Here is a 25,930-nt window from a genome sequence, read left to right on the forward strand (position 1 = left end):
TTTGATACGGATGGACTCAGTCACCAAGCGGTACCCGGACGGCACCGTGGCGGTCGACCGGCTGTCGTTGGAGATCCCCGACCGCTCGATCACGGTCCTCGTCGGACCGTCGGGCTGCGGCAAGACGACGACCCTGCGGATGATCAACAGGATGGTCGAGCCCACCGAGGGCACCATCACCCTGGACGGCACGGACCTCCAGCGGCAGCCGGTCACCACACTGCGCCGGTCGATGGGGTACGTCATCCAGAACGCCGGTCTCTTCCAGCACCGGACGATCCTCGACAACATCGCCACCGTGCCCCGCATGATCGGGTGGGGCAGGCGCAGGTCCCGCGAGCGGGCGGCCGAACTGATGGAACGCGTGGGTCTCGACGCCTCCCTCGCCAAGCGGTACCCGTACCAGCTCTCCGGCGGCCAGCAGCAGCGCGTCGGGGTGGCCCGGGCGCTCGCCGCCGACCCGCCGGTGCTCCTCATGGACGAGCCCTTCTCCGCCGTGGACCCCGTGGTCCGCAAGGGACTGCAGGACGAACTCCTGCGCATCCAGGAGGAGCTGGGCAAGACCATCGTCTTCGTCACCCACGACATCGACGAGGCCGTCAAACTGGGCAGCACGGTCGCGGTGATGCGCACCGGCGGCCGGCTCGCCCAGTTCGCGCCGCCCGCCGAGCTGCTGTCGAACCCGGCGGACGACTTCGTCGAGGACTTCCTCGGCGCCGACCGAGGCATCCGGCGGCTGTCCTTCTTCGCCTCCACGGGCCTGGAACCGACGACGGACCCGGTCGTCCGCGTGGACGCCACGGCCGAACAGCTCGCCGCGCCCGACGCCCCCTACCTGCTGGTGACCGACACGGAGGGCCGCCCGCTGGGCTGGGCCGAGCCGCGGGAGCTGACCGCCGGCGACATCACGGCCGAGCGGCTGCTGCCGTACGGGCGGCCCTTCGTGCCCGGCGCCGACTCCCTGCGGGCCGCCCTCGACTGCGCCGTCCTCTCGCCCACCGGCTGGGCCGTCGCGGTGGACGCCGACGGGCGGGTGACGGGCGTGGTCTCCCAGCAGAGCATCGGCGAGGCGATCCGCACCGCCCACGGCGCGGACCGGGCCGGCGACGCCCGGACGACGGGAACCGCCGACGTCGCCAAGGTCGCCCCGTGAACGGCTTCTTCGACATCCCGAGCGACCTCGGCAACACCTACTTCGGCCTGATCGGACTGCACCTGCGCGAGGCGCTGCTGCCCGTCCTCGCCGGGCTGCTGGCGGCGCTGCCCGTCGCCCAGCTCTGCGTGCGGTTCCGCTGGCTGTACCCGCCCGTGCTCGGCGTGACCACCGTGTTCTACGCCATCCCGTCGCTCGCGGTCTTCGTCGTCCTCATCGACTACACCGGCCAGACCGAGCTCACGGTGATGATCCCGCTGGCCGTCTACAGTCTGGTGGTGCTCGTCCCGGCCATCGTCGACGGCGTGCGGTCGGTGCCCGAGGAGACCCTGGCCGCCTCCACGGCCATGGGCTTCGGACCCGTACGGCGTTATCTGCAGGTGCAGTTGCCGATCGCCGTGCCCGCCATCCTGGCCGGCCTCCGGGTGGCCGTCTCGGCCAGCATCTCCCTGGTCAGCGTCGGCGCCCTCATCGGCAACCAGGGCGCGCTCGGCAACCTGCTCGCGGACGCCCAGAAGTACGGCCGGCCCGAGCTGGCCGTCAATTCCGTCCTCACCACCGCCGTACTGGCGATCCTCTGCGACGCGGCACTCGTCCTGGTGCGCAACCTGCTGACGCCGTGGATGCCGCGCGGCAAGGGCGGCCGCCGCCCGAAGCAGGCCGCCGTGCGGCCCGAGCCCGAGGAGGCGGCCGCCCGGTGAACGTGCTCCACTTCGTCAACGCCTTCTTCAGCGACAGCGCCCACTGGCACGGCTACGACGGCATCCCGCAACGCCTGCTGGAGCACGTCCAGTACACGCTGATGGCGCTCGGCATCGCCGCCGCGATCGGACTGCCCGTCGGCCTGCTGACCGGGCACACCGGCCGCGGCGGCAACGCCGTCGCCTTCGTCGCCACCGCCGCCCGCGCCCTGCCCAGCTTCGGACTTCTCGTACTCATCGCCGTCGTCGTCGGCATCGGCCTGCTGCCCGTGATGATCCCGCTGGTCGTGCTGGCGATCCCGCCGATCCTGGTGACCACCTACGAGGCGGTCCGCTCCGTCGACCCGGCCCCGGTGGACGCGGCGCGGGGCATGGGCATGCACGAGTCGGGCATCCTCTTCCGGGTCGAACTCCCCGTCGCCCTCCCGCTGGTGCTCAGCGGACTGCGCTCGGCCGCCGTCCAGGTCGTGTCGACGGCCACCATCGCCGCGTACGTCAGCCTCGGCGGGATCGGCCGCTACATCATCGACGGGCTCTACCAGCGCGACTACGAGAAGGTGGTCGGCGGAGCCACGCTGGTGGCCCTGCTGGCACTGGTCACGCTCGCGGTGTTCTGGGCGGCGGGGCGGCTGGCGGTGTCGCCGGGGGTGCGCAGACGCTGACGTACTCGAACACGTATATGAAAACCGTAACCAGGTCGTTCTTGACTGACCGACGAGCGGCTCGTTTGGATCGGTGGATGACTTCTACCGCGAAGAGCAGCTGGTCCAGGACGAGGCACACCGGCGCGGCGGCCGTCGCGCTCACCGCCGCTGCGGCGCTGCTCGCGGGCTGTTCCTCCGCCGACGACACCTCCGACAACCCCCTCGCCGGGGAGAAGGCGGAGGCCGGCACCGTCGTCGTCGGCTCGAACAACTTCGCCGAGAGCACCCTGCTCGCCGACATCTACGGCGAGGCGCTCAAGGCGAAGGGCCTCAAGGTCACCTACAAGCACAACATCGGCAGCCGTGAGACGACCTACGGCCTGATGAAGAACGGATCGGTCACGGTGCTGCCGGAGTACAACGGCTCGCTGCTGGCCTACCTCGACCCCGATGCCGAGCAGAAGTCCACCGAGGCGGTCAACACCGCGGCCAAGGCCGAGCTCGACGAGAAACTGACGCTGCTGAACCCGTCGCCGGCCGAGAACAAGGACTCGGTCAGCGTCAACGCCGAGACCGCGAAGAAGTACGGCCTCACCGCCGAGTCCACCCTCGCCGACCTCAAGGACATCGCGCCGGACCTGGTGATCGGCGGTTCGCCCGAGTTCCAGACCCGGCAGCAGGGGCTGAAGGGCCTGGAGTCCGTGTACGGCCTGAAGTTCGAGTCGTTCAAGGCGCTCGACGCGGGCGGCCCGCTGACCCAGTCGGCGCTGACCAAGAACACCGTGCAGGCGGCGGACATCTTCACCACCGACCCGACGATCATCAAGGAGAAGTTCGTCGTCCTGAAGGACCCGGAGAACCTCTTCGGCTACGCGAACGTGACACCGCTGGTCCACAAGGAGGGACTGCCCCAGGAGGGCGTCGACGCGCTGAACGCGGTCTCCGCGAAGCTGGACACCAAGACCCTCCTCGACCTGGACGCCCAGGTCCAGCTGGACAAGAAGGACCCGCTGGACGTGGCCAAGGAGTGGCTGGAATCGGCCGGTCTGAGCTGACCCGCCGTACGCTCCCTCACGACGCCGCGGCCTCGGCCGCGGCGTCGATCAACTGGTCGATCAGGGCGATGAGGACGTCCCGGGCGGAGCCCCGCTCCCGCGCGTCGCACAGCAGCACCTTGACGTGCTCCGGAAGCGCCAGGGCCTCCCGGATCTCCTCGGCCGGATACGGATGCCGCCCGTGGAAGCCGTTGACGCCGACGACGAACGGGATGCCCCGCCGCTCGAAGAAGTCGATGGCGGCGAAGCTCGACTCGGGCCTGCGGACGTCGACCAGCACCACGGCCCCGAGGGCCCCGATCGCCAGGTCGTTCCACATGAACCAGAACCGCTGCTGACCGGGCGTGCCGAAGAGGTACAGCACCAGTTCCCGGCCGATGGTGATCCGCCCGAAGTCCAGGGCCACGGTCGTGGCCCGCTTCTCCTCGATGCCGGCGAGGTCGTCGACGTCCAGTCCCGCGGCGGTCAGCGGCTCCTCGGTGCGCAGCGGGGCGATCTCGCTGACCGCCCCGACCATGGTGGTCTTGCCGACGCCGAAGCCACCGGCGATCAGTATCTTCACGGCCTCGGGGGCGGATGCCGTGGGCGCCTCGGAGGCGCGGTCAGAGCCGGCCAAGGCCGTCCCTCACTTTCTGCAGCAGGTCCAGATCCGGGGTGGCGCGGGAGACGGGGTGCGGCGGCCGGGCGGTGATCCGGCCGGCCTCCAGCAGGTCCGAGAGCAGGATGACGGCCACGCTCACCGGCAGGTCGAGGCGGGCCGCGACCTCCGCCACGGCGAGGGGCTCGGCGCACAGCCGCAGGATCCGCAGGTGCTCCGGCTGCGGCCGCGGGGCCCGGGCGGGCTGCGGGTCGACCGCGGCCACCGTGGTGATCAGGGTGAAGTCGGCGCGGCTGGGCCGGGTCCGGCCGCCGGTCAGGGTGAACGGCCGCACGAGCCGGCCCTCCGCGTCGCCTCCGGTCACGTCACTCGCCGGGGCCGGCGGTGGCCCGCGGTGCCGCGCTGAGGTGCTCGCCGATCTTCTTCACCAGCATGTTCATCTGGTACGCCACCACACCGACGTCGGCGTTCGGGCCGGTGAGCACGACGAGGTGGGCGCCGGGGCCCGCGGAGCTGAGTATCAGGTAGCTGTTGGCCATCTCGATGAGCGCCTGGCGCACCGGGCCGCCGCGGAAGTCCATGCTGACGCCCTTGCTGAGGCTCATCAGGCCCGACGCGGTCGCCGCCAGCCGCTCGGCGTCGTCGCGCAGGAAGCCCGTGGACTTGCTGACGACCAGTCCGTCCTCGGAGAGCACCACGGCGTGGTTCACGTCGGCGACCCGCTCCACGAGTCCGGTGAGCAGCTGGTCCAGCTCGGTGTGCGTGGCGGGGGAGGGTCGGGTCATTGCGTGTCCTTCGTCGGCGGTCGGCGATCGGCGGTCGGGGTCGAGAGGGCGGCGGAGGAGGGAACCCGCTCGGCGGAACCCGTGTCCGTGCTGTCTGCGTCGTCTGCGTCGTCTGCGTCGGCGGCCTGGGCCCGCAGTGTGCCGCGCTGGAAACCGGCGAGGGACGAGGCGGCACGCTCGGCGGTGAAGTCGGCGTAGGCGTCGGCCCGGGCGTCCGGACCGTCCGCACCGGTGACGGCGTCCTCGTCGCGCAGCTCGGCGGCCAGGCTGGTCTGCGGCACCCGGCGGGGCAGCGGGGCGAGGCCGTTCCGCTCGGTGGCGGACCCGGCGGGGGCGGGAGCCCCGGGCCGGGGCGCGGGTACGGGCCGCACCCGCCGGACGGGCCGCTTCGCGGGAGCGGGATCCGCGGCGGGGCCGGAGGACGCGGCGGATGCCCGGGAGCCGGGGGACGCGGCGGATGCCCGGGAGCCGGGGGACGCATCGGAACGGGAAGGCGCGGCGGTTGCCGGGGAGCCGGGGGGTGCTCCGGACCGGGAGGACGCGGCGGTTGCCGGGGAGCCGGGGGACGCCTCGGAGCGCGTGGGCACCGCGGGCGCAGGGGGCGTCCCGGGCGTCTCGGCGGCCGCAGTACCGCCGGTGCCGTGGGCTCCGTCGACCGGCTCGTGCACCACGATGTCGTGCGGGATCAGCACGATCGCGGTGGTCCCGCCGTACGGGGAGGCGCGCAGCGTGACGGTGATGCCGTGCCGGTGCGCCAGCCGGGCGACGACGAACATGCCGAGCCGCAGGTCGTCGGCGAGCGCCACCACGTCGAACTGCGGCTCCACCGCCAGCTGGGCGTTGAACGAGGCGTAGTCCTCCTCCGACAGCCCGAGCCCGCGGTCCTCGATCTCGACGGCCAGGCCCTTGGCCACCATCGCCGCCCGCACACCGACCGGATGGGGCGCGGGGGAGTAGGCGGTCGCGTTGTCGATGAGCTCGGCGAGCAGGTGGATCACGTCGGCCACCGCGGGCGGCGCGAGCGCCACCTCCTCGTCGGTGTGCAGCTCCACCCGCTGGTACTCGGCGACCTCACCGACCGCGCTGCGCAGGATGTCGACCAGCGCGACGGGCTCCCGCCAGGTGCGCCGGGGCTGCTCGCCGCTGATGATGACGAGGTTCTCCTCGTACCGGCGCAGCTGACTGGCCGTGGAGTCCAGTTCGTACAGGCCCTTGAGGATCTCGGGGTCGGTGTGTTCGCGTTCCAGGGAGTCCAGCTTGCCGAGCTGCATGTTGACGAGGTTCTGGCTCTGCCGGGCGATGCCGAGGATCACCTTCTGGAAACCGCGCCGGGTGTCGGCGAGTTCGACGGCGGTGTGCACGGCGGTGCGCTGCGCGGTGTTGAACGCCTGGGCGACCTGGCCGAGTTCGTCCCGCCCGTAGTCCAGGGGCGGGGTCGCCGACTCCACGTCGACCTTCTCGCCCCGCTCCAGCCGGGCCACCACGTCGGGCAGCCGTTCCTCGGCCAGGCTCAGGGTGGCGAGCCGCAGTCCGCGCAGCCGCCGGGACAGCGAGCGGGTGATGCGCCAGGACATGACGACGCAGAGCAGCAGGGCGAGCAGGCCGCCCGCGCTGAGGGATGCGGCCGTGATCAGCAGCCCGCGCGCCTCGTCGGCGCTGCGGTCGAGCAGTCCGTCGGTCTGCTGCCGGATCAGTGCCTCGTACTCGCTGGAGACCTTGTCCAGCGCGGTGGTCCAGCGCTGCCGCGCGTCCGGCAGGCCGGTCCAGCCGTCCCCGTCCGCCGCACGGGCCGCGAGCACCTGGTCCTCGACGGTCTCCAAGGTCTGCCACTCGGGGCTGGCCAGGACCCGCTCCGTCTGCGCCTTCGCGCTGCCGTGCAGGGAGGGGACGATCTGGTCCCGGACGAGCCAGCGCCGGGTGTGCGCCAGCTGGGCGAACTGCGCCCACTGCTCCTCGTTCATCCGGCCGGACGGCCAGGCCAGGGTGAGCCGGGCGTTCTCCTGGGAGATCAGCTCCGCCGCGTGCTCCAGGGCGACCAGCGGCCCGGCCTGCGAGGTGAGGTCGCCGTCGTCGACCTGGGAGAGCTCCTGGAAGGCGTGGATCTGCTCGTCGATGATCGACGTGTACTGGTCGAGCGCCTGCTCGGGAGTGATGTCGCTGGGGTCGTCCACCTGGTCGCGGTAGTACTCCAGGCTGCCCACCGAGCCGAGCACCGAGTACAGCCGGTCCGAGACCCGGGCGGGCGCGCGCTCGATCGCGTCGGACCGGCCGACCAGCTGGGCGACCGCCGCGTCGGTCCTCTCGCGCTGGGCGTCCAGTTCCGTCCGGTCGCCGCCGGGCCCGGCCAGCCAGGCGGCCGACAGGCTGCGCTCCTTCTGCAGCGCGAGCGCCGCCTCGGTGCCCATGGCCCCGGTGTCGCGGCTCAGCTCCGTCTGGGAACGCAGCCGCAGGCCCTCCGAGAACATCTGGATCGTCGTCACTCCCCACACGGCGGCGAGGGTGACGCAGGGAACCAGGGCCAGGAGGATCAGGGAGAGACGTATGGAGCCGAGGCGGCGCCGGGCACCTGTCCGTGCAGACATCGTCGTCCTAGGCGATCAGTGGGGGAGGGGGGCGGTGGTGCGCGGGCACCCGCGGTCGCGGTGCCCCGTCAACGGGTGCCGTCCGCGGCGAACCCGGCGACCGCGTCGGCGTTCGTCCGGGTCACGAACGCGGGGCCGGTCAGTACGGGCGCCACTCCGCCACCGCTGACATTGCCGTTGGTGCGGTACAGCCAGAGCGCGTCCACCGCGAGGTAGCCCTGCAGGTACGGCTGCTGGTCCACCGCGAACTGCACGTCCCCGCGCTCGACCGCGGCGACGAGGTCCTCGTCGAGGTCGAAGGTGGCGACGTGGGCGCTGCTGCCCGCCTCCTCGACCGACTCGACCGCGGTGAGGGCGAACGCCGCGCCGTTCATGACGACCTCGTCGATGTCGGCGTTCTGCCGCAGCCGCGCGGTGACGGCCGCGCCGACCGCCTTCATGTCGGTGCCCTCGACGTAGAGCATCTCGGTCTCGCCCCCGAAGGTCTTCTTGACGCCGGCGCAGCGGGCCTCCAGGGCGACGTTGCCCCGCTCGTGGATGACGCACAGGGCGTGCCGGGCCTTGAGGGAGTTCAGCTTGTCGCCCACGGCCCGGCCCGCGACGCTCTCGTCCTGCCCGAAGTACCCCAGGAGCCCGGTGGACCGCCAGGCGTCGATGCCCGAGTTGAGGCCGACCACGGGGATGCCGGCCGCCCTGGCCTCGGCGATCGGTCCCTTCATCGCCTGCGGTTTGGCCAGGGTCACGGCGATGCCGTCGGCCTTGTCGCGGATCGCGTCCCGTACCAGGCCGGCCTGGTCGGCGGTGTCGGCGTCACCGGCGTACGTCAGGTCGATGCCGTCCTTGGCGGCCGCCGCCTCCGCGCCCCTGCGTACCCGGTCCCAGAAGGCGTCGCCCTCACCGCCGTGGGTCACCATGACGATCTTCATCCGGTCGGCGCCGGACCTGCCCGCGTCGTCCGCGGCCGAGTCGTCCTCGTCCCCGCCGAGGGCGGAGCAGCCGGCCGCCAGCAGACAGACGGCCGCGGCGAGGGCCGCGGCGCGCAGACGTGCGGAGGTGTGGGTGGGCGGGGGAGATGTACTCATGGGGGTTGGGGCACCTCGCTGTGCGGCCGAGCAGGAGGAACGGGGCGAGGTGGACCGGAGCACGTGGTCGGTGCGCCAACCGGGTGAACCTCGCCTGGCCGGAGCAAACCGTGTGTGACGTCCGGTAGTCAAGTGACCAGCGACCAGGTGTGAGTTGTCGGTGCCGCATCGTGATGAACGAGGCCGGCGATGCAGTGGGTGAAGTCGTGGGTGCATCGACCGCGACTACCGAGGCCCCGCCCTGTCCGGCAGAGCGGGCAGCAGCAAGCAGCAAGCAGCGGCAGCAAGCAGCGGCAGCAACCAACGACAGCAGCTCGATCGCTTCGCCGAACAGCACCTCACCAAGACCTCGGGCTCCAACTGACCGGGTCTGACCGGGGCTGACCGAGGTCGAACGAGGTCGAACGAGGTCGAACGACCGGACCCGGACCGCGCCTTCGACGGGCGGTCCGGATCGCGGTTCGCGAGGTCGTAAGAACGCTGATCTGACGGTGAGTTATCGTGTACAAGGGGTTAAGGCAGGCGCCACGGCCTGTTGCGTTCCAGCCCAGGAGAGTTCAACCGATGGCGAGGCAGATACGCGCCGAGCAGACCCGCGCGACGATCCTCGGTGCCGCCGCCGACCTGTTCGACCGTCACGGATACGAGTCGACCAGCCTGAGCGAGATCGTGGCCCACGCCGGAGTCACCAAGGGCGCCCTGTACTTCCACTTCGCGGCGAAGGAGGACCTCGCCCACGCCATCATGGAGATCCAGTCCAGAACCTCGCGCCGGCTGGCGACGGAGCTGGACGGCCGGGGCTACACCTCCCTGGAGGCGCTGATGCGCCTGACGTTCGGCATGGCCCGGCTCTGCGAGGAGGGGCCGGTCCTGCGGGCCGGGCTGCGGCTCGCCACCGGCGGAGTGGCGGTACGGCCACCGCTGCCGCACCCCTTCACCGAGTGGCGGGAGATCGCCTCCTCCCGCCTCCTGGACGCCGTCAGGCAGTCCGACGTGCACCCGGACATCGACATCGACTCCGTCGCCCACACGCTCGTCTGCTCCATCGTCGGCACCCGCGTCGTGGGCGGCACCCTCGAACCGGCCGCACGGCAGCCACGCCGCCTGGCCGGCATGTGGTACCTCCTGATCCGGGGCATGGTGCCGGTGACGCGACGCGCCCGCTACCTCACCCTCGCCGCCCGCCTGGAGCGGGAGACGGGCCGGGTCTGAGTCCCGTGGGGGCCCGCTCGAAGTGCGGTGGTCCCTCGCCGGGTGCGATGGTCTCTCGCAGCGACGCGGGCGGCGCGACGCGGTGCGGGGGCTCCTGCCGGGGCGCGGCGGCTCCGTCTTCCGCCCCGGGCCCCGCGATACGGTGAGGCGTATGCCCGTCACCCCGTCCGAGCCCGCCCCCGTCGCCCCCGTCATCCTCGGCGACGAGCCCGGATCCTTCCCCCACGGCGTGCTGGCCGAGCGGCACCCCGCCATCGTCCGGCAGGTGCGTGAGGCGTTCCCCTACGGCCCCGAGCGGCGACGCGCCCTCGACACGCTGCTCGCCGACTGTGCCGACGGCGTGATCGAGCCGCTGCCCGACGACGCCGACGCCCGCGACCGGGCCCGCTGGGCGGACTGGGGGATGGACACGTACGCGGGCCGGTCCTGGTTCGACGTGCCCTGGCTGTGGGCCGAGAGCTACTTCTACCGCCGGCTCCTCGACACCGTCGGCTACTTCGGCCCCGGCACCTGGCAGGGCGTCGATCCCTTCCGCCCCGCCAAGCTCGCCGAACTCGACGCGCGGGAGACGGACGAGGAACTCGCCGCGCTCGACGGCCTCGCCGACCTGCCCGCAGGCGAGCGGACCCGGGCCCTGCTGCACGGCTCGCTCTGGGGCAACCGCGCCGACCTCGGCTTCCGCCTCTCCGACAGCGCTGCCGGCACCGGTACCGGCACCAAGGACAAGGTCCAGGCCCTGGTCGCCGACGACAGCGACGCACTCTGGTCGCTGCTCCCGCCCTCCGGAACGGGCACCTCCCGGTCGGGCACCTCCCGGCCGAGCACCACCCGAGCAGACAGCTCCGGCCCGAGGACCTTGTGCCTCGTCGCCGACAACGCCGGCCGCGAACTCGTCCCCGACCTGCTCCTCGTCTCCGACCTCCTCGACCGGGGCCGCATCGACCGCGCGGTCCTGCACGTCAAGCCGTACCCGTACTACGTCTCCGACGCCACGCCCGCCGACGTGCTCGACGCCCTGCGGCGGCTCGTCGCGGCGGGCGGTGCGGCCGCCGGGTACGGCGACCGGCTGTGGACCGCGCTGACCGACGGCCGCGTCGCCGTCCGCGCCCACCCCTTCTCCTGCGCTCCGCTGCCGTACGCGGAGATGCCCGACGACCTGCGCGCGGAGTTCGCCGCGGCCACGGTCACCGTCCTCAAGGGCGACCTGAACTACCGTCGCCTGGTGGGCGACCGCCGGTGGCCCCCGACCACGTCCTTCACGGACGTCACCGCCTACTTCCCCGGCCCCGTCGCCGCACTGCGCACCCTGAAGTCCGACGTGATCACCGGCCTGACCGCGGACACGGAGGCCGCGCTGGTGGCGAGCGGGGAACAACGCTGGCGGACGAGCGGGACGCACGCGCTGATCCAGGTCAGGCGCTGAGGTCGGGCGCGGGGGACAAGCGATGGGACCGAGCACTGGGGTCGGGCGCTGGGGGTCGGGCGCGCGGCGGGGACGGGACCGGCGAGAGTTCCGGGTTCCGTCCCGATTCACGCGATGGTGTGATCATGTCCCGGCCCGTGGATGTGCCCGGAGGGCCATGGGTAGTGCCCGGCCATGACGCAACAGCCGTTCGAACTCCCACACTTCTACCTGCCGCATCCCGCGCGCCTGAACCCGCACCTCGACGAGGCCCGTGCCCACTCGACGACGTGGGCGCGCGAGATGGGCATGCTGGAGGGCTCCGGGGTCTGGGAGCGGTCCGACCTCGACGCGCACGACTACGGCCTGCTCTGCGCCTACACCCACCCCGACTGCGACGGGCCGGCGCTCTCCCTCGTCACCGACTGGTACGTGTGGGTCTTCTTCTTCGACGACCACTTCCTGGAGAAGTTCAAACGCACCCAGGACCGCACCGGAGGCAAGGCCCACCTCGACCGGCTCCCCCTGTTCATGCCGCTCGACCTCGGCACCGGGATGCCCGAACCGGAGAACCCGGTCGAGGCGGGCCTCGCCGACCTCTGGACGCGCACGGTGCCGGCGATGTCGGCCGACTGGCGCCGCCGCTTCGCCGTCGCCACCGAGCACCTGCTCAACGAATCCCTCTGGGAGCTGTCCAACATCAACGAGGGCCGGATCGCCAACCCGGTCGAGTACATCGAGATGCGCCGCAAGGTCGGCGGCGCCCCCTGGTCGGCCGGGCTCGTGGAGTACGCGACCGCCGAGGTGCCCGCCGCCGTCGCCGGGTCCAGGCCGCTGAGGGTGCTGATGGAGACGTTCTCCGACGCCGTGCACCTGCGTAACGATCTGTTCTCCTACCAGCGGGAGGTCGAGGACGAGGGAGAGCTGAGCAACGGCGTGCTGGTCCTGGAGACCTTCTTCGACTGCACCACCCAGGAGGCCGCCGAGCTGGTCAACGACGTGCTCACCTCCCGGCTGCACCAGTTCGAGCACACCGCGTTCACCGAGGTGCCCGCCGTGGCCCTGGAGAACGGTCTGACACCGGCCGAGGTCGCCGCCGTCGGAGCGTACGCGAAGGGCCTGCAGGACTGGCAGTCCGGCGGCCACGAGTGGCACATGCGTTCCAGCCGCTACATGAACAAGGGCGCCCGGCCCACGGCCCCCTGGCAGGCGCTGACCGGACCCGGCACCTCCGCCGCGGACGTCGGCGCGCTGCTCGCCTCGGCCGCCGCCGAGCGGGCGCGACCCTACACGTACACGCCCTTCCAGAAGGTCGGCCCCTCGGTCATCCCCGACATCCGCATGCCGTTCCCGCTGGAGCTGAGCCCCGCCCTGGACGGCGCCCGGCGCCACCTGTTCGAGTGGTCGCACCGGATCGGCTTCCTCAGCGAAGGGGTGTGGGACGAGGACAAGCTGGCGAGCTGCGACCTCCCCCTGTGCGCCGCGGGCCTCGACCCGGACGCCACCCAGGAACAGCTGAACCTCGCCTCCGGCTGGCTGGCCTTCGGCACCTACGGCGACGACTACTACCCGCTCGTCTACGGCCACCGGCGCGACCTGGCCGCCGCCCGGCTGACGACGGCCCGGCTGTCGGCCTGCATGCCGCTCGACGGCGAACCGGTCCCGCCGCCGGCCAACGCCATGGAACGCTCCCTGATCGATCTGTGGGCACGCACCACGGCCGGCATGACGCCGGACGAGCGGCGTCCCCTGAAGTCGGCGGTCGACAAGATGACCGAAGCCTGGGTGTGGGAGCTCGCCAACCAGATCCAGAACCGAGTCCCCGACCCGGTGGACTACCTGGAGATGCGGCGCGCCACCTTCGGCTCCGACCTCACCCTGGGCCTGTGCCGCGCCGGCCACGGCCCCGCCGTGCCGCCCGAGGTCTACCGCAGCGGTCCCGTCCGGTCTCTGGAGAACGCGGCGATCGACTACGCGTGCCTCCTCAACGACGTCTTCTCCTACCAGAAGGAGATCGAGTACGAAGGGGAGATCCACAACGCCGTCCTCGTCGTGCAGAACTTCTTCGGCGTCGACTACCCGACCGCGCTCCCCGTCGTCCAGGACCTGATGAACCAGCGCATGCGTCAGTTTGAGCACGTCGTCGCGCACGAACTGCCCATCGTCTACGACGACTTCCAGCTGTCGGACGAAGCGCGAGCCATCATGCGGGGCTATGTGACCGACCTGCAGAACTGGATGGCCGGCATCCTCAACTGGCACCGGAACGTCCCGCGGTACAAGGCCGAGTACCTGGCCGGGCGCACCCACGGTTTCCTCCCGGACCGGGCCCCGGCCGTGCCCGTCCCGAGGCGCACCGCTCTGCCCGCGCTCGGCTGACCGTCGGTCAGTCTCACTCTTTCGTGGCTCGTCACGCGCCGGTGCGCCGGGTAGAGCACTTGCCGGAGGCGAACCATGGAACAGACAGCGTTGCGACCCAAGCCGATGCCCGGCCGGGAACCGGGGGGCGGCACCGCGCCCGACACCGCCCGGCATCCGTGTACGGGGCGCCCGCGCCGCCGGCGGCTGACCACCCTGCTGCTGGGCGTGTTCACCGCGACGGTTCTGGTCCTGGCGGGCGCGGGACTCGGCACGATGGGCGCCACGGTGATCGGCACGAGCCGACTCGCCGAGCTGCAACGGTGGGCGGGGGTGCCGGGGGCGGGGCCGGGTGCGGAACCGGGGGCGTCGACGGGCGGCCGGGCCGCCCCCGCACATGCGTCGGCCGGCCCGTCCTCGTCACCTTCCCGCGCGCCGGCCGCCGCGACCCTCGGCGTGGAGGCCGTGGACGACCAGAAGCCGGGGGCTCTGGTCGTGGGCGTCCACGTGCCCGGCCCGGGGTACGCGGCGGGCCTGGTCCGGGGCGACGTGCTCCTGACGTTCGGCACGACCCGGGTCGACTCGGCCGCCGATCTCGCCCGCGCCGTGTCCCGCGCCCGGCCGGGCAAGGAGGTCAAGGTCACCGTGCGCCGCGCGAGCGGCGGCTACCAACAGCTGACGGCCGTACCGGGCGTGGTCACCTGACCCGCGTCGCGCCCGGCCACCACCAGGGGCCGCCCGGCGGACACGGAGTCGCGGGCGGCTTCCTCGTACCCCGTCCCCGTGCCGTGGCGCGCGATGGGCCCGGCCGCCGGCCGGGGCGTCCCACCGCCCCGGCGTTCCCCCGGCCGGTCGCGCACCCGCTCGGCGCGGCCGGCCGCCCGCGCACCCGCCGGGACGCGCATCACCGATGCGCGCCGGTACGAGCACGGCGCCGGCCTCCTTCGAACGCCTGAAGGGCACGCCCGCCAACCGGTGCCGGTGGTGCGTACATATTTGAATGGGTGGTGGCCGACCTGTGCCGATCGGCTCGCGCCGCCCCCTCGCTCCGGGCAGGATGCTGCCCGTAGTCCCTTCACGTCCGCTGCTCAGGGAGGCCCGGATGACCGGCAGCCCGCACGCTGCTTCCTTCACCGCCGACGACTACCGGGCCCGCATGGAGCGCGCCGCGCGGGCGGCCGCCGACGCCGGGCTGGCCGGGCTGCTGGTGGCGCCGGGCCCCGATCTCGTCTGGCTCACCGGTTACGCGCCCACCGCGGCCACCGAACGGCTCACCCTGCTCGTCCTCGTTCCCGGCCGTGACCCCGTCCTCGTCGTCCCGACGCTGGAGGCCCCCGACGCCCAGAAGGCCGCCGGTGCGCCCGCCCTGACCCTGCGCGACTGGACCGACGGCAAGGACCCCTACGCCGCCACCGCCGCCCTCCTCGACGGCTCCGGGCGGTTCGGCGTCAGCGACAACGCCTGGGCGATGCACCTGCTGGCCCTGCAACGTACGCTGCCCGGCACCTCGTACGCCTCCCTCACGGATGCGCTGCCCATGCTGCGCGCCGTCAAGGACGCGGCGGAACTGGAGCTGCTGACGGCGGCGGGCGCGGCCGCCGACGCCGCCTTCGAGGAGATCCGGAAGGTCACCTTCGGGGGACGCCGGGAGTCCGACGTCGCCGCCGATCTCGCCGGACTGCTGCGGCGGTTCGGGCACTCCCAGGTCGACTTCACCATCGTCGCCTCCGGCCCGAACGGCGCCAACCCGCACCACGAGGTCGGCGACCGGGTCATCGAGGACGGCGACATGATCGTCCTCGACTTCGGCGGCCTGAAGGACGGCTACGGCTCCGACACCTCCCGCACCGTCCACGTGGGCGAACCCACCGACGAGGAGCGCCGGGTCCACGACCTGGTCCGCGAGGCGCAGGAGGCCGGCTTCCGGGCGGTCCGGCCCGGCGTCGCCTGCCAGGAGGTCGACCGGGCCGCCCGCGCGGTCATCACCGACGCGGGGTACGGCGAGTACTTCATCCACCGCACGGGGCACGGCATCGGCGTGACCACGCACGAGCCGCCGTACATGATCGAGGGCGAGGAGCAGCCCCTCCAGCCCGGCATGTGCTTCTCCGTCGAGCCCGGCGTCTATCTGCCCGGCCGGTTCGGGGTACGCATCGAGGACATCGTCACGGTCACCGAGGACGGCGGCCGGCGTCTCAACGACACCACCCGGGAGATGGTCATAGTGGAGTGACCGGCCACAGACCGACCCGAACGCCCCGGCGGACCCGAACGCCCCGGCGGACCCGAACACCCCGGCGGACCCGAACACCCCGGCAGACCCGAACACCCCGGCAGACCCGGAAGACGACGGCGCGACCATGACCCAGCCACCGACACCCACCGCGGACACCGTCCGCCGACTGGTCCGTTCCCTGCTGGGCGAGAGCGCGGAACCCGACGTCCGGCCCGTCGCGGAGGGCACCGGGCCCGTCACCTGGTGGGTCGGCACCCGGCACGTGCTGCGCCTGGCCCCCGACCGCGAGGCCGCGGTACGGCAGCGACGCGAACTGCGCCTGCGCGAGCTGGTCCGCCCGTACGTCTCCGTCGCGGTGCCGGCGAGTGTGGCGCACGGCGAGTGGGCGCCGGGTCTGACCTGCACGCTGGACGTCAAGGTGCCCGGCGGGTCGGGCGAGGACCACGACGTGTCGGCCCTCGGCGAGGCGGACCTCGCGGCGCTGCTCACCGGGCTGCGCGAGGTGCCGGTCCGCCAGGCCGAGACCCTGGGCGTGCCCCGGGCCGCCCCACGCTCCCTGGAGACGCTGCGGCAGGCCGCCGAGCCGGCCGCCCTGTGCCTTGCCGAGGCCGACGAGTTCGAGGCGGCGCGGCCGGAGCGGCTCACCGGGGCGGCGGCGGCCCAGCTCGGCGTCCAGCCCGGCGCGGCGGTCCTCGTCCACCACGGGCTGACCGGCGAACACCTCGTGGTCGGCGCCGACGGCCGGGTGCGCGGCGTCCTCGGCTGGACCGACGCGGTGCTCGGCGACCCGGCCGAGGACATCGCCGCGCTCGCGCTCTCCGTGGGCTCGCCCGCCGCCGTCCGTGCCGCCACGCTCGCCGGTTACGGCGCCCGCCCGTGTCTGCGCGGTCTGTGGCTGGCCCGCTGCGACGCCGTCGTCCACCTCGCCGAGGCCCTCTCCGGCCGGTCGTCCGCGCCGGCGGCAGGGTCCGTGCCCCTGCCGCTGCCCCTGCCGCTGCTCAGGACGCGGCTGCGGCGTGCCTGGGAGCCGATCCTGCTGGAACGGGTGACGGAACTGCGCGGGGACGGCACGGCCGAGGACCCCGGCTGAGCACATCCCTACCCGTTCCCCCGCTGCCTCCCGTTCCCCCGCTGCCCCCTGTTCCCCGCTGCCCCCTGTTCCCCGCTGCCCCCTGTTCCCCGCTGCCTCCCGTCCCCCCGCTGCCTCCCGTCCCCTCGCCACCTCCTGCGCCGCTGTCATTCCTGTACGAGGATCACGCTCGACTCGCCCGGCACGCGCAGCACCCCGTCCGCGCCCGGCGCCCGCACGGGCTCCCACGCCGCGAGCACGCGCGCGGGGCGGGTGCCCAGCGGGATCGCCGCCGGTTCGGTGCCCAGGTTGACGGCCACCCGGATGTCGCCGCGCCGGAAGGCCAGCCACCGGGCCTCGGCGTCGTACGCCACCTTGGTGTCGGCGAGGTCGGGGGCGGTCAGGTCCGGCTGCTGGCCGCGCAGGGCGATCAGCCGGCGGTACCAGGCCAGCACGCGGGCGTGCGGCTCGCTTTCCGGCTCGGACCAGTCGAGGCAGGACCGCTCGCGCGTCGCCGGGTCCTGCGGGTCGGGGACGTCCTCCTCCTTCCAGCCGTGCGCGGCGAACTCGCGCCGCCTGCCGCTCCGTACCGCCTGAGCGAGTTCCGGGTCGGTGTGGTCGGTGAAGAACTGCCACGGTGTGCCCGCGGCCCACTCCTCGCCCATGAAGAGCATCGGGGTGAACGGCGCGGTCAGCGTCAGCGTGGCCGCGCAGGCCGCGAGACCGGGGGAGACCAGGGCGGCCAGGCGGTCGCCCTGGGCGCGGTTGCCGACCTGGTCGTGGGTCTGGCTGTAGCCGGTCAGCCGGTGCGCGGCGACGCGGCCGCGGTCCAGCGGCCGGCCGTGACCGCGGCCCCGGAAGCTGGAGTAGGTGCCGTCGTGGAAGTATCCCCGCGTCAGGGTCTTGGCGAGCGCCGCCAGTGGAGCCCGCGCGAAGTCGGCGTAGTAGCCCTGCGACTCCCCGGTCAGCGCGGCGTGCAGGGCGTGGTGGAAGTCGTCGTTCCACTGCGCGTGCACGCCCAGGCCGCCCTCCGCGCGCGGGGTGATGATCCGCGGGTCGTTGAGGTCCGACTCGGCGATCAGGAACAGCGGTCGCCCCAGGTCGGCGGCGAGGCCGTCCACGGCCGTCGACAGTTCCTCCAGGAAGTGGCACGCGCGCGTGTCGACCAGGGCGTGCACCGCGTCCAGGCGCAGCCCGTCGATCCGGTAGTCCCGCAGCCACGCCAGCGCGCTGTCCACCAGATAGGCCCGCACCTCGTCCGAGCCGGGCGCGTCCAGGTTGACGGCGACGCCCCAGGGCGTGTGGTGGGTGTCGGTGAAGTACGGCCCGAAGGCGGGCAGGTGGTTGCCGGAGGGGCCCAGGTGGTTGTGGACCACGTCCAGGACCACGCCCAGGCCCAGTTGGTGGGCCCGGTCGACGAACCGTTTCAGCGCCTCGGGCCCGCCGTACGGCTCGTGCACCGCCCACAGCGAGACCCCCTCGTACCCCCAGCCGTGCCGGCCCGGGAAGGGGCACAGGGGCATCAACTGGACGTGGGTCACGCCCAGTCGGGCCAGATGGCCGAGCCGCTCGGCGGCGGCGTCGAGCGTGCCCACGCGCGTGTACGTGCCCACGTGCAGCTCGTACAGGACGCCGCCGGGCAGCGGGCGCCCGCCCCACTCGGCACGCCAGGCGTACCGTCCGTGGTCGACGACCGCGCTGAGCCCGTCCGGCCCGTCCGGCTGCCGGCGCGAGCGCGGGTCCGGCCGCACCGGCCCGTCGTCCACCGCGAAGCCGTACCGCGAGCCGTCGCGCGCCTCCGCCCGACCGCACCACCACCCCGGCCGCTCGGGATCGCGCTCCAACGCGCGCGTGTCGCCGTCGCACTGCAATGTCACGCGGCCGGCCTGCGGTGCCCACACCTCGAACTGCACGGACGGTTCCCCTTCGTCTGCTCACCGTGATGTAGCCCGTCCATGGTCCTGCAAAAGTGATCTCTCCGCTGCTGAAAGTCCCCGTTTGCGGCGGGTGTCGTGCCGTGCTCCGCGAACGGCGGCCGTGCGCGGGCCCGCGGCGGCCGTTCTCCCGTTTTCTGGACACTCCGGCCCGGCTGACCGACAATCACCTGCGTGACGTCGTCCTTCGAGTTCAACACATACCCCGCGCGGTTGTCCGACGCGGAGCGCGACAAGGCGCTGAAGGCGCTCCGGGACGGCGTCGCCATGGGGCGTCTGTCGCACGACACGTTCATCCGCAGGATGGAACTGGCGCTCGCCGCCCGCCGCCTGGAGGAACTCGCCGCGCTCACCTCCGACCTGCCCACCGAGAGCAGGGTGTCGCGGCTGGTGTTCGGCACCGTCGAGGCGGTGTCCGGGTTCGGCGTGCGGCTGCGCCGGGCCTGGCAGGCCGAGCGGCTGCCCAAGCTGCTGCTGCCCCACCCCGGCGCCGGTCATCCGCTGCGCATAGGACGCGACCCGGCGAGCGGGCTGCGGCTGAGCCACGAGTCGGTCTCCCGGGTGCACGCCGAACTCAGCCGTCAGGGCGGCATGTGGGTGCTGCGGGACCTCGGCTCCACCAACGGCACCACGGTCAACGGGCGGCGGGTCATCGGCGCGGCCGTCGTTCGCGAGGGTGACCAGATCGGCTTCGGACAGATGGCCTTCCGCCTCGCGGTGAACTGAGCCGGCGTCCGGCGCAGCACAGCTCTGGCCTGGGCTTCACTCGTTGTCGAGTGTCCCGGTGGGGTACCGGTCGGGGTGGTCGATGGGGTGATCCTCGCGGCGAGCCCCCTTTGCTTTTCATGGTGTTGACGTACCCCCCAAGTCGTGACTGACTGTGCGTACACCGCGCACGCCAGGTGAACCGACGGCCCGCATCGTGGAGGTGTGCCCTGACGCCCCTCCTGTGCTACCCGACCGTGGACGAGCTGGGCGTCCGGGCCGCCGCACTCGTCGCCCGCCACCCCCGGCAGGCCCGGCTGCGCCGCGTCGGCACGTCCCGCGCGGGCACCCCGCTGCTGCTGCTCTCCGTCGGTCACGGCAGCCGCCAGGCCCTCGTCGTCGCCGGCCCGCACGCCAACGAGCCCGTGGGCGGTGCCACCGTCCTGCGGCTGGCCGAGCGCGCCCTCGCCGACCCCCGGCTCACCGAGGGCGCCGACGCCACGTGGAACCTGCTGCTCTGCGTCGACCCCGACGGGCTGCGCCGCAACGAGGGCTGGCTGTCCGGCCCGTACACCCTCGGCCGCTACGCCCGGAACTTCTTCCGGCCAGGCTTCCTGGAACAGCCCGAATGGCTGCCCGACGGCCCGGACCGGGCCGTCCTGCCGGAGACCCGCGCCCTGCTCGCACTCCAGGACGAACTGCGGCCCTTCCTGCAGTGCTCCCTGCACGGCGTCGACGTCGGCGGCGGCTTCGTCGAGCTGACCCACGAGCTGCCGGGCCTCGCCCAGCGCATCGCCCAGACCGCGGCCCGGCTCGGCGTCCCCCGCGAACTCGGTGCCTACGACACCCTGTACTGGCCCGACCTCGGCCCCGCCGTCTACCGCATCCCGCCGCCCCGCCGGGGCGACCTCACCGCGGCCATCACCGAGGCCGCCGTCGACTCGACGTGGTGCCACCCGCAGCGGTACGGCACCGTCACCGCGGTCGTCGAGGCGCCCATGTGGGGCGTGGCCGCCGTGGCGGACGGCTCGTCCCCAGCGGACCGGGACGGCCTGCTGCGCTCGGTGAGCCGCACCCTGCGGGACGACACCCGGCGTCTGCACCGCGTCCTCGCCCGGCTCCGGCCCCACCTCGCCACCGTCCCCGAGGCGGGCCGTCTCCTCGCACCCGTCGACGACTACCTGCTGGTCTGCCCCAGGCTCGCCGACGCGTGGGACCCCGACACCGACGACGGATCGGGCCGCTCCCTCCCGCTGATGAACACCGCCCACCTGGTCGCCCTGCGGCTCGCCGGACGGCGCCTGTCCCTGCGGACCGCGGGGCTGCTGCACCAGTTGGTGACCCGTACCGGAGGCGATCCGGCGGGCGTACTGCCCGAGCTGGACCGGCTCGTCGACGAGGGCTGCGCCGACTACCGGGACGGCTGCGCGGCCCGCTGGATACCGGTCGCGCGCCAGGTGGAGTACCAGACCCGGGTCGTCCTCGCCGCGTTCGAACTGGCCGGGCGGCACCCCACCGCGGGCTCCCGCTCGGGTGAGCCGGGCTGGGGCTCCGAGGCCGCCGTGCCGATGCGCCGCGAATGACCGCGTCGTCCGGCGGCGCCGCGCCGACGCCCCCTCCGCGCGGCCGGCCGGAAGACACACGGACACACGGACGCACGGACGCACGGTCGCACGGGCACGGGCGCGGGCGTGTGCGGGCGCCCGCGATCAGCCCCCGTCTCCGTCCGCCGCCACCCGCTCGAGCAGTGCCACCGGCGACCGGGCGAACAGCTCCGCCACGCGCGTGTGCCCCGTGAACTCCCGTCCGGGCGACAACGCGTCGGCCCACCGGCCCGGCGGCAGCGGCAGCGCCGTCCCGTGCCAGCCGCCCGCCCCGGCCAGCCGCAGCGACAGCCGGGTCACGGCCGTCAGGACCTCCCCGGAGCGCACGAACGCCACGCAGTGCGCCGCCGCGGGGCCCTCGGCGGGCAGCGGCTGGTACGTCGCCGCCTCACCGAAGGCGTCGGGCCGCCGCGCGCGCAGCGCCAGGGCCGCCCGGGTCACCGCGCCCTTCTCACCGCCCCCGCCGCCCTCCCCCAAGCGCACGGGCCGGCGGTTGTCCGGGTCCACCAGGGCCAGGTACTCGTCCTCCGTGCCCTGGTAGAGGTCCGGCACCCCCGGCATCGTCAGGTGCGCCAGGGCGGTGCCGAGGACGTTGGCCCGGATGTGCGGCTCCAGGGCGTCGCGGAACGCCGCCACCCGCTCGCCCGGCGCGCCGCACGGTCCCGCCGCCACGAACCGGGCCACCGCCTCCTCGTAGGGCGGCTCCTGCTCCGTCCAGCTGGTGAACATCCCCGCCTCGCGCACGTGCTTCAGCAGCGCCTCCCGCACGCGCTCACCGTCCGCCGGCCCCAGCCCGAACACCGTCTGCCAGGCCGCCCACGCCACCTGGGCGTCCGGCACGCCCTCACCCGTGCGGGTCACCTCCGCCAGGACGTCCGCCCAGCGCTCGGGGCATTCCGTGAGCACCGCCAGCGCGGCCCGCACGTCGGCGCTGCGCTTGGTGTCGTGGGTCGAGACGACCGTGCCGGTCGTGGGCCAGTCGCGCTGCACGCGCGCGCAGTACCCGTGGAACTCCTCCGGTGTCACCGCCGGACTCCCCGGGTCCCCGCCCACCTCGGTCGCCGACAGCAGCGGAACGTAGCGGTAGAACGCCGTGTCCTCCACCGACTTCGCGCGCAGCGCCGACGCCGTCTGCGCGAACCGCGTCCGGAACTCCACGTGGTCCGGCCCGTCCCCGTACCGCCCCAGCGCCAGGCCCCGTACGACGTCCACCGCGCCGGCCTCCTCGGGCACCGAGAACGCGTGCCGCGCCTCGGCCGCCGCCTCCTCGGTGACGACCGACGCCGCGTCCACCGACGCGTACGGCCGGTACACCTCCAGCCGGACCAGCAGCTCCCGCAGCGCCGCGCGCAGCGCCCACGGGGCCCGGTCGCGCAGCCCGGGGTCCGGCGAGGCGACGCACAGGCGGTGCGCCACCCGGGTCAGCCGGTCCACCTCGGTGGCCAGCTCGTGCGTGACCACCTTGTACGCCGCCCGCCGCACCGTCGCCGCCCAGTCCCCGCCCCGGTCGGTCTGCGGAGCGGCGAACCTACGGTACTGACCGAGCAGTTCCCCGTACCCGGCCGGGTCCGTGAAGAGCCCGTCGACGTGCCGCAGGGCGTCGTAGCCGGTCGTGCCCGCGACGGGCCACGCGGCCGGCAGCCGTTCACCGTCCGCCAGGATCTTCTCGACCACCGTCCACCGGCCGCCGCTCGCCTCGTGCAGCCGCCGCAGGTAGGTGTCGGGGTCGGCGAGGCCGTCGGGGTGGTCGACGCGCAGCCCGTCGACCACCCCCTCGTGCAGCAGCCGCAGCACCGTGGCGTGCGTGGCCTCGAACACCTCCGGGTCCTCCACGCGTACGCCGATCAGCTCGGAGATGCTGAAGAAACGCCGGTAGTTCAGCTCGGTCCGGGCGAGCCGCCACCACACCGGGCGGTACCACTGCGCGTCCAGGAGCTGCGGCAACGGCAGGCCGGCGGTGCCGTCCCGCAGGGGGAAGGCGTGGTCGTGGTAGCGCAGTACGCCGCCGTCGACCCGGAGGTCGTCCAGTACCTCGCCCACCGGGGCGCCCAGCACCGGCAGCAGCACCTGGCCGCCCTGTGCCTCCCAGTCGATGTCGAACCACCGCGCGTACGGGGACTCCGGGCCCCGGCGCAGCACCTCCCACAGGGCGCGGTTGTGGCGCGGGGACATCGCCATGTGGTTCGGCACGATGTCCACCACCAGGCCGAGACCGTGCTCCCGCGCGGTGCGCGCCAGTGCCCGCAGGCCCTCCTCGCCGCCCAGCTCCTCGCGCACGCGCGCGTGGTCCACGACGTCGTAGCCGTGCGGCGAGCCCGGGACCGCCTCCAGGACGGGGGACAGGTGCAGGTGCGACACACCGAGCGAGGCGAGGTACGGCACGGCCGCCGAGGCGGCCCCGAAGGGGAACGCCGGCTGCAGCTGCAGCCGGTAGGTGGCCGAGGGGGCCGCAGGGGCCGGGGACAGCGCCGGGTCGGGTCGCTCAGGTGTCATGCAGAACTACGTACCCGCCCCGCCGCCGTTCGTGTCATCGGCCCCCTGCACGGACGTACGGACGGGCCCGCCCCGGTGGCGTCCGTACGCCCGTCAGACGGGCCGCCGCAACACCGCCAGGCTTCGGTCCACCAGGGTCAGCCGGTCCCCGGCCTGCACCTTCGCGGCCGGTTCCGCGGGCACCCCCTCCGTCAGGGCGGTGTCGACGATCACCTCCCACTGCCGGCCGTGGTCGACCGGAACCACGAAGTCCAGCGGCTTCGGCGAGGCGTTGAACATCAGCAGGAACGAGTCGTCGGCGATGCGTTCCCCACGCGCGCCGGGTTCGGAGATCGCGTTGCCGTTCAGGAACACCGTGAGCGCCGACGCCCGCGCCGAGTGCCAGTCCCGCTGGGTCATCTCCGCACCCTCGGGGGTGAACCAGGCGATGTCCGACAGCTCGTCGTGGGTGCCCTCCACGGGACGGCCGTGGAAGAAGCGCCGCCTGCGGAAGACCGGGTGGTCCTTGCGCAGCCAGACCATCGCGCGGGTGAACTCCAGCAGCCCCGTACCGGCACCGGCACCGGCACCGTCGCCGTCGGGCCACGCCACCCACGCCAGCTCGTTGTCCTGGCAGTAGGCGTTGTTGTTGCCCCGCTGGGTGCGGGCGAACTCGTCGCCGTGGCTGATCATCGGCACGCCCTGGGAGAGCAGCAGGGTGGCGATGAAGTTCCGCATCTGCCGCGCCCGCAGCTCCAGCACCGCCGGGTCGTCGGTGTCGCCCTCGGCGCCGCAGTTCCAGGACCGGTTGTGGCTCTCGCCGTCCCGGTTGTCCTCGCCGTTGGCGTGGTTGTGCTTGTCGTTGTACGCCACCAGGTCGTGCAGGGTGAAGCCGTCGTGGCAGGTGACGAAGTTGATCGAGGCCAGCGGGCGGCGGCCGTCGTCCTGGTAGAGGTCGGAGGAACCGGTCAGCCGGGACGCGAACTCCGCCAGCGTGCGCGGCTCGCCGCGCCACAGGTCCCGCACCGTGTCCCGGTACTTGCCGTTCCACTCGGTCCACAGCGGCGGGAAGTTGCCCACCTGGTAGCCGCCCTCGCCCACGTCCCACGGCTCGGCGATCAGCTTCACCTGCGAGACCACGGGGTCCTGCTGCACCAGGTCGAAGAAGGACGACAGCCGGTCCACCTCGTGGAACTGCCGGGCCAGGGTGGCGGCGAGGTCGAAGCGGAACCCGTCGACGTGCATCTCGGTGACCCAGTACCGCAGCGAGTCCATGATCATCTGGAGCACGTGCGGGGACCGCATGAGGAGTGAGTTCCCGGTCCCCGTGGTGTCCATGTAGTAACGGGGGTCGTCGGTCAGCCGGTAGTAGGACGGGTTGTCGAGGCCCTTGAAGGACAGTGTGGGGCCCAGGTGGTTGCCCTCGGCGGTGTGGTTGTAGACCACGTCGAGGATCACCTCGATCCCGGCCTCGTGCAGCGCCTTCACCGCCGACTTGAACTCCAGGACCTGCTGGCCGCGGTCGCCCCAGGAGGCGTACGCGTTGTGCGGGGCGAAGAAGCCGATCGTGTTGTAGCCCCAGTAGTTGTTCAGGCCCATGTCCACCAGGCGGTGGTCGTTGACGAACTGGTGTACGGGCATCAGCTCCAGCGCGGTGACCCCCAGTTCGGTCAGGTGCTCGATGAGCGCCGGGTGCGCGAGGGCCGCGTAGGTGCCGCGCAGCTCCTCGGGGAGTCCGGGGTGCCGCATGCTCAGGCCCTTCACGTGGGCCTCGTAGATCACCGTGTGGTGGTACTCCGTCCGGGGTCGCCGGTCGTCGCCCCAGTCGAAGTACGGGTTGACCACGACCGACGTCATCGAGTGCGGCGCCGAGTCCAGGTCGTTGCGCCGGTCGGGGGCGTCGAAGTGGTAGCCGTACACCTCCTCGCCCCACTGGACCGAGCCGCTGATCGCACGCGCGTACGGGTCGAGGAGCAGCTTGGCGCTGTTGCAGAGCAGCCCGCGCTCCGGGGCGTACGGGCCGTGCACGCGGTACCCGTACCGCTGCCCCGGCATCACGCCCGGCACGTACGCGTGCCGGACGAACGCGTCGCTCTCCCGCAGCTCGATCGCGGTCTCCGAACCGTCGTCGTGCAGCAGACACAGCTCTACTCGGTCGGCGGCCTCCGTGAAGACCGCGAAGTTGGTGCCGGCGCCGTCGTACGTGGCACCGAGTGGATACGCCTCTCCAGGCCAGACCTGCATGAACACGACTCTTTCAGGTGTGGGGCGCCGGTGCGGACGCCTTGGCTCCGAGTCTCCCGGAAGTCTCCCCGAAAGTGAGGCGACCGCCTGGCAC

At 73.1% G+C, this 25,930-nt stretch carries 20 protein-coding genes; 12 read left to right on the top strand and 8 right to left on the bottom strand.

Annotated features, from left to right (window positions below; all coding sequences use genetic code 11):
- The first annotated feature begins 1 nt into the window (after nt 1).
- The 4 genes from ACZ7G3_RS17500 (at nt 2) to ACZ7G3_RS17515 (ending at nt 3,553) form a co-directional block, all read left to right on the top strand.
- On the top strand, nt 2-1,153 hold the full coding sequence (locus tag ACZ7G3_RS17500) for an ABC transporter ATP-binding protein (RefSeq protein WP_470926485.1): 1,152 nt from the start codon (nt 2-4) through the stop codon (nt 1,151-1,153).
- Nucleotides 1,150-1,854, top strand: coding sequence for an ABC transporter permease (locus tag ACZ7G3_RS17505; RefSeq protein ID WP_470926487.1), 705 nt, complete (start codon nt 1,150-1,152; stop codon nt 1,852-1,854). Before ACZ7G3_RS17500 ends, ACZ7G3_RS17505 begins: the two co-directional genes overlap by 4 nt.
- On the top strand, nt 1,851-2,516 hold the full coding sequence (locus ACZ7G3_RS17510) for an ABC transporter permease (protein WP_426599440.1): 666 nt from the start codon (nt 1,851-1,853) through the stop codon (nt 2,514-2,516). The genes ACZ7G3_RS17505 and ACZ7G3_RS17510 overlap by 4 nt, the downstream gene beginning before the upstream one ends.
- 77 nt (nt 2,517-2,593) lie before the next feature.
- On the top strand, nt 2,594-3,553 hold the full coding sequence (locus ACZ7G3_RS17515; RefSeq protein WP_470926489.1) for an ABC transporter substrate-binding protein: 960 nt from the start codon (nt 2,594-2,596) through the stop codon (nt 3,551-3,553).
- Nucleotides 3,554-3,569: 16 nt separating this feature from the next.
- Here ACZ7G3_RS17515 and ACZ7G3_RS17520 read toward each other — a convergent pair whose 3' ends face one another.
- From ACZ7G3_RS17520 to ACZ7G3_RS17540, 5 genes are all read right to left on the bottom strand, one after another.
- The gene (locus tag ACZ7G3_RS17520; RefSeq protein WP_426599438.1) at nt 3,570-4,169 is read right to left on the bottom strand and encodes a GTP-binding protein; all 600 of its coding nucleotides are present in this window, start codon (nt 4,167-4,169) and stop codon (nt 3,570-3,572) included.
- Entirely contained in the window at nt 4,156-4,515 is a 360-nt protein-coding gene (locus ACZ7G3_RS17525; protein ID WP_426599437.1) for a DUF742 domain-containing protein, read from the bottom strand. The genes ACZ7G3_RS17520 and ACZ7G3_RS17525 overlap by 14 nt, the downstream gene beginning before the upstream one ends.
- 1 nt (nt 4,516) lies before the next feature.
- Nucleotides 4,517-4,936 carry a roadblock/LC7 domain-containing protein gene (locus ACZ7G3_RS17530; protein ID WP_426525081.1) on the bottom strand — a complete coding sequence of 140 codons (420 nt, stop codon included), beginning with the start codon at nt 4,934-4,936 and terminating at the stop codon, nt 4,517-4,519.
- Nucleotides 4,933-7,518: a sensor histidine kinase gene (locus ACZ7G3_RS17535; protein ID WP_470926492.1), complete on the bottom strand. Its 2,586-nt coding sequence runs from the start codon at nt 7,516-7,518 to the stop codon at nt 4,933-4,935. The genes ACZ7G3_RS17530 and ACZ7G3_RS17535 overlap by 4 nt, the downstream gene beginning before the upstream one ends.
- Nucleotides 7,519-7,586: 68 nt before the next feature.
- Nucleotides 7,587-8,600, bottom strand: a complete 1,014-nt coding sequence (locus tag ACZ7G3_RS17540; RefSeq protein WP_470926494.1) for a substrate-binding domain-containing protein — start codon at nt 8,598-8,600, stop codon at nt 7,587-7,589.
- A gap of 564 nt (nt 8,601-9,164) precedes the next feature.
- Here ACZ7G3_RS17540 and ACZ7G3_RS17545 point away from each other — a divergent pair.
- The 6 genes from ACZ7G3_RS17545 to ACZ7G3_RS17570 all read left to right on the top strand — a co-directional run bounded on the left by ACZ7G3_RS17545 (nt 9,165) and on the right by ACZ7G3_RS17570 (nt 16,898).
- Nucleotides 9,165-9,812: a ScbR family autoregulator-binding transcription factor gene (locus tag ACZ7G3_RS17545; protein WP_426523332.1), complete on the top strand. Its 648-nt coding sequence runs from the start codon at nt 9,165-9,167 to the stop codon at nt 9,810-9,812.
- A 151-nt stretch (nt 9,813-9,963) separates the two neighbouring features.
- Nucleotides 9,964-11,235, top strand: coding sequence for a damage-control phosphatase ARMT1 family protein (locus ACZ7G3_RS17550; protein WP_470926496.1), 1,272 nt, complete (start codon nt 9,964-9,966; stop codon nt 11,233-11,235).
- A gap of 174 nt (nt 11,236-11,409) precedes the next feature.
- A complete protein-coding gene (cyc2, locus tag ACZ7G3_RS17555; RefSeq protein ID WP_470926498.1) occupies nt 11,410-13,593 on the top strand; it encodes a germacradienol/geosmin synthase Cyc2 in 2,184 nt (727 codons plus the stop codon).
- Between the two features lie 75 nt (nt 13,594-13,668).
- Entirely contained in the window at nt 13,669-14,277 is a 609-nt protein-coding gene (locus ACZ7G3_RS17560; RefSeq protein ID WP_470926500.1) for a PDZ domain-containing protein, read from the top strand.
- A gap of 397 nt (nt 14,278-14,674) precedes the next feature.
- Entirely contained in the window at nt 14,675-15,805 is a 1,131-nt protein-coding gene (locus ACZ7G3_RS17565) for an aminopeptidase P family protein (protein WP_470926502.1), read from the top strand.
- Between the two features lie 127 nt (nt 15,806-15,932).
- Nucleotides 15,933-16,898: an aminoglycoside phosphotransferase family protein gene (locus ACZ7G3_RS17570; protein ID WP_470926504.1), complete on the top strand. Its 966-nt coding sequence runs from the start codon at nt 15,933-15,935 to the stop codon at nt 16,896-16,898.
- 146 nt (nt 16,899-17,044) lie between these two features.
- On the opposite strand, the gene treZ is transcribed toward ACZ7G3_RS17570, so the two are convergent.
- The gene (gene treZ / locus ACZ7G3_RS17575; RefSeq protein WP_470926505.1) at nt 17,045-18,790 is read right to left on the bottom strand and encodes a malto-oligosyltrehalose trehalohydrolase; all 1,746 of its coding nucleotides are present in this window, start codon (nt 18,788-18,790) and stop codon (nt 17,045-17,047) included.
- Between the two features lie 195 nt (nt 18,791-18,985).
- Between treZ and ACZ7G3_RS17580 the strand changes: the two genes are divergently transcribed.
- Together ACZ7G3_RS17580 and ACZ7G3_RS17585 are read left to right on the top strand one after the other, a co-directional pair.
- Nucleotides 18,986-19,537, top strand: coding sequence for an FHA domain-containing protein (locus ACZ7G3_RS17580; protein WP_426599427.1), 552 nt, complete (start codon nt 18,986-18,988; stop codon nt 19,535-19,537).
- 236 nt (nt 19,538-19,773) lie between these two features.
- A complete protein-coding gene (locus ACZ7G3_RS17585; protein ID WP_470926507.1) occupies nt 19,774-21,099 on the top strand; it encodes a M14 family zinc carboxypeptidase in 1,326 nt (441 codons plus the stop codon).
- A gap of 126 nt (nt 21,100-21,225) precedes the next feature.
- Here ACZ7G3_RS17585 and treY read toward each other — a convergent pair whose 3' ends face one another.
- Together treY and glgX are read right to left on the bottom strand one after the other, a co-directional pair.
- Nucleotides 21,226-23,613 (bottom strand): malto-oligosyltrehalose synthase, encoded by a 2,388-nt coding sequence (gene treY / locus ACZ7G3_RS17590; protein ID WP_470926509.1) that lies wholly within the window; start codon nt 23,611-23,613, stop codon nt 21,226-21,228.
- Between the two features lie 93 nt (nt 23,614-23,706).
- The gene (gene glgX, locus ACZ7G3_RS17595; protein WP_470926511.1) at nt 23,707-25,836 is read right to left on the bottom strand and encodes a glycogen debranching protein GlgX; all 2,130 of its coding nucleotides are present in this window, start codon (nt 25,834-25,836) and stop codon (nt 23,707-23,709) included.
- Nucleotides 25,837-25,930 lie beyond the last annotated feature (94 nt).

It is taken from the genome of Streptomyces sp. NPDC037271, from assembly GCF_055603605.1.

Bases quoted from the DNA above. Each gene is read 5' to 3' on its own strand.
- ACZ7G3_RS17515 (WP_470926489.1), top strand. From the start codon at position 2,594: ATGACTTCTACCGCGAAGAGCAGCTGGTCCAGGACGAGGCACACCGGC.
- ACZ7G3_RS17565 (WP_470926502.1), top strand. From the start codon at position 14,675: ATGACCGGCAGCCCGCACGCTGCTTCCTTCACCGCCGACGACTACCGG.
- treY (WP_470926509.1), bottom strand. From the start codon at position 23,613: ATGACACCTGAGCGACCCGACCCGGCGCTGTCCCCGGCCCCTGCGGCC.
- cyc2 (WP_470926498.1), top strand. From the start codon at position 11,410: ATGACGCAACAGCCGTTCGAACTCCCACACTTCTACCTGCCGCATCCC.
- ACZ7G3_RS17545 (WP_426523332.1), top strand. From the start codon at position 9,165: ATGGCGAGGCAGATACGCGCCGAGCAGACCCGCGCGACGATCCTCGGT.
- glgX (WP_470926511.1), bottom strand. From the start codon at position 25,836: ATGCAGGTCTGGCCTGGAGAGGCGTATCCACTCGGTGCCACGTACGAC.
- ACZ7G3_RS17535 (WP_470926492.1), bottom strand. From the start codon at position 7,518: ATGTCTGCACGGACAGGTGCCCGGCGCCGCCTCGGCTCCATACGTCTC.
- ACZ7G3_RS17570 (WP_470926504.1), top strand. From the start codon at position 15,933: ATGACCCAGCCACCGACACCCACCGCGGACACCGTCCGCCGACTGGTC.
- ACZ7G3_RS17540 (WP_470926494.1), bottom strand. From the start codon at position 8,600: ATGAGTACATCTCCCCCGCCCACCCACACCTCCGCACGTCTGCGCGCC.
- ACZ7G3_RS17550 (WP_470926496.1), top strand. From the start codon at position 9,964: ATGCCCGTCACCCCGTCCGAGCCCGCCCCCGTCGCCCCCGTCATCCTC.
- ACZ7G3_RS17560 (WP_470926500.1), top strand. From the start codon at position 13,669: ATGGAACAGACAGCGTTGCGACCCAAGCCGATGCCCGGCCGGGAACCG.
- ACZ7G3_RS17530 (WP_426525081.1), bottom strand. From the start codon at position 4,936: ATGACCCGACCCTCCCCCGCCACGCACACCGAGCTGGACCAGCTGCTC.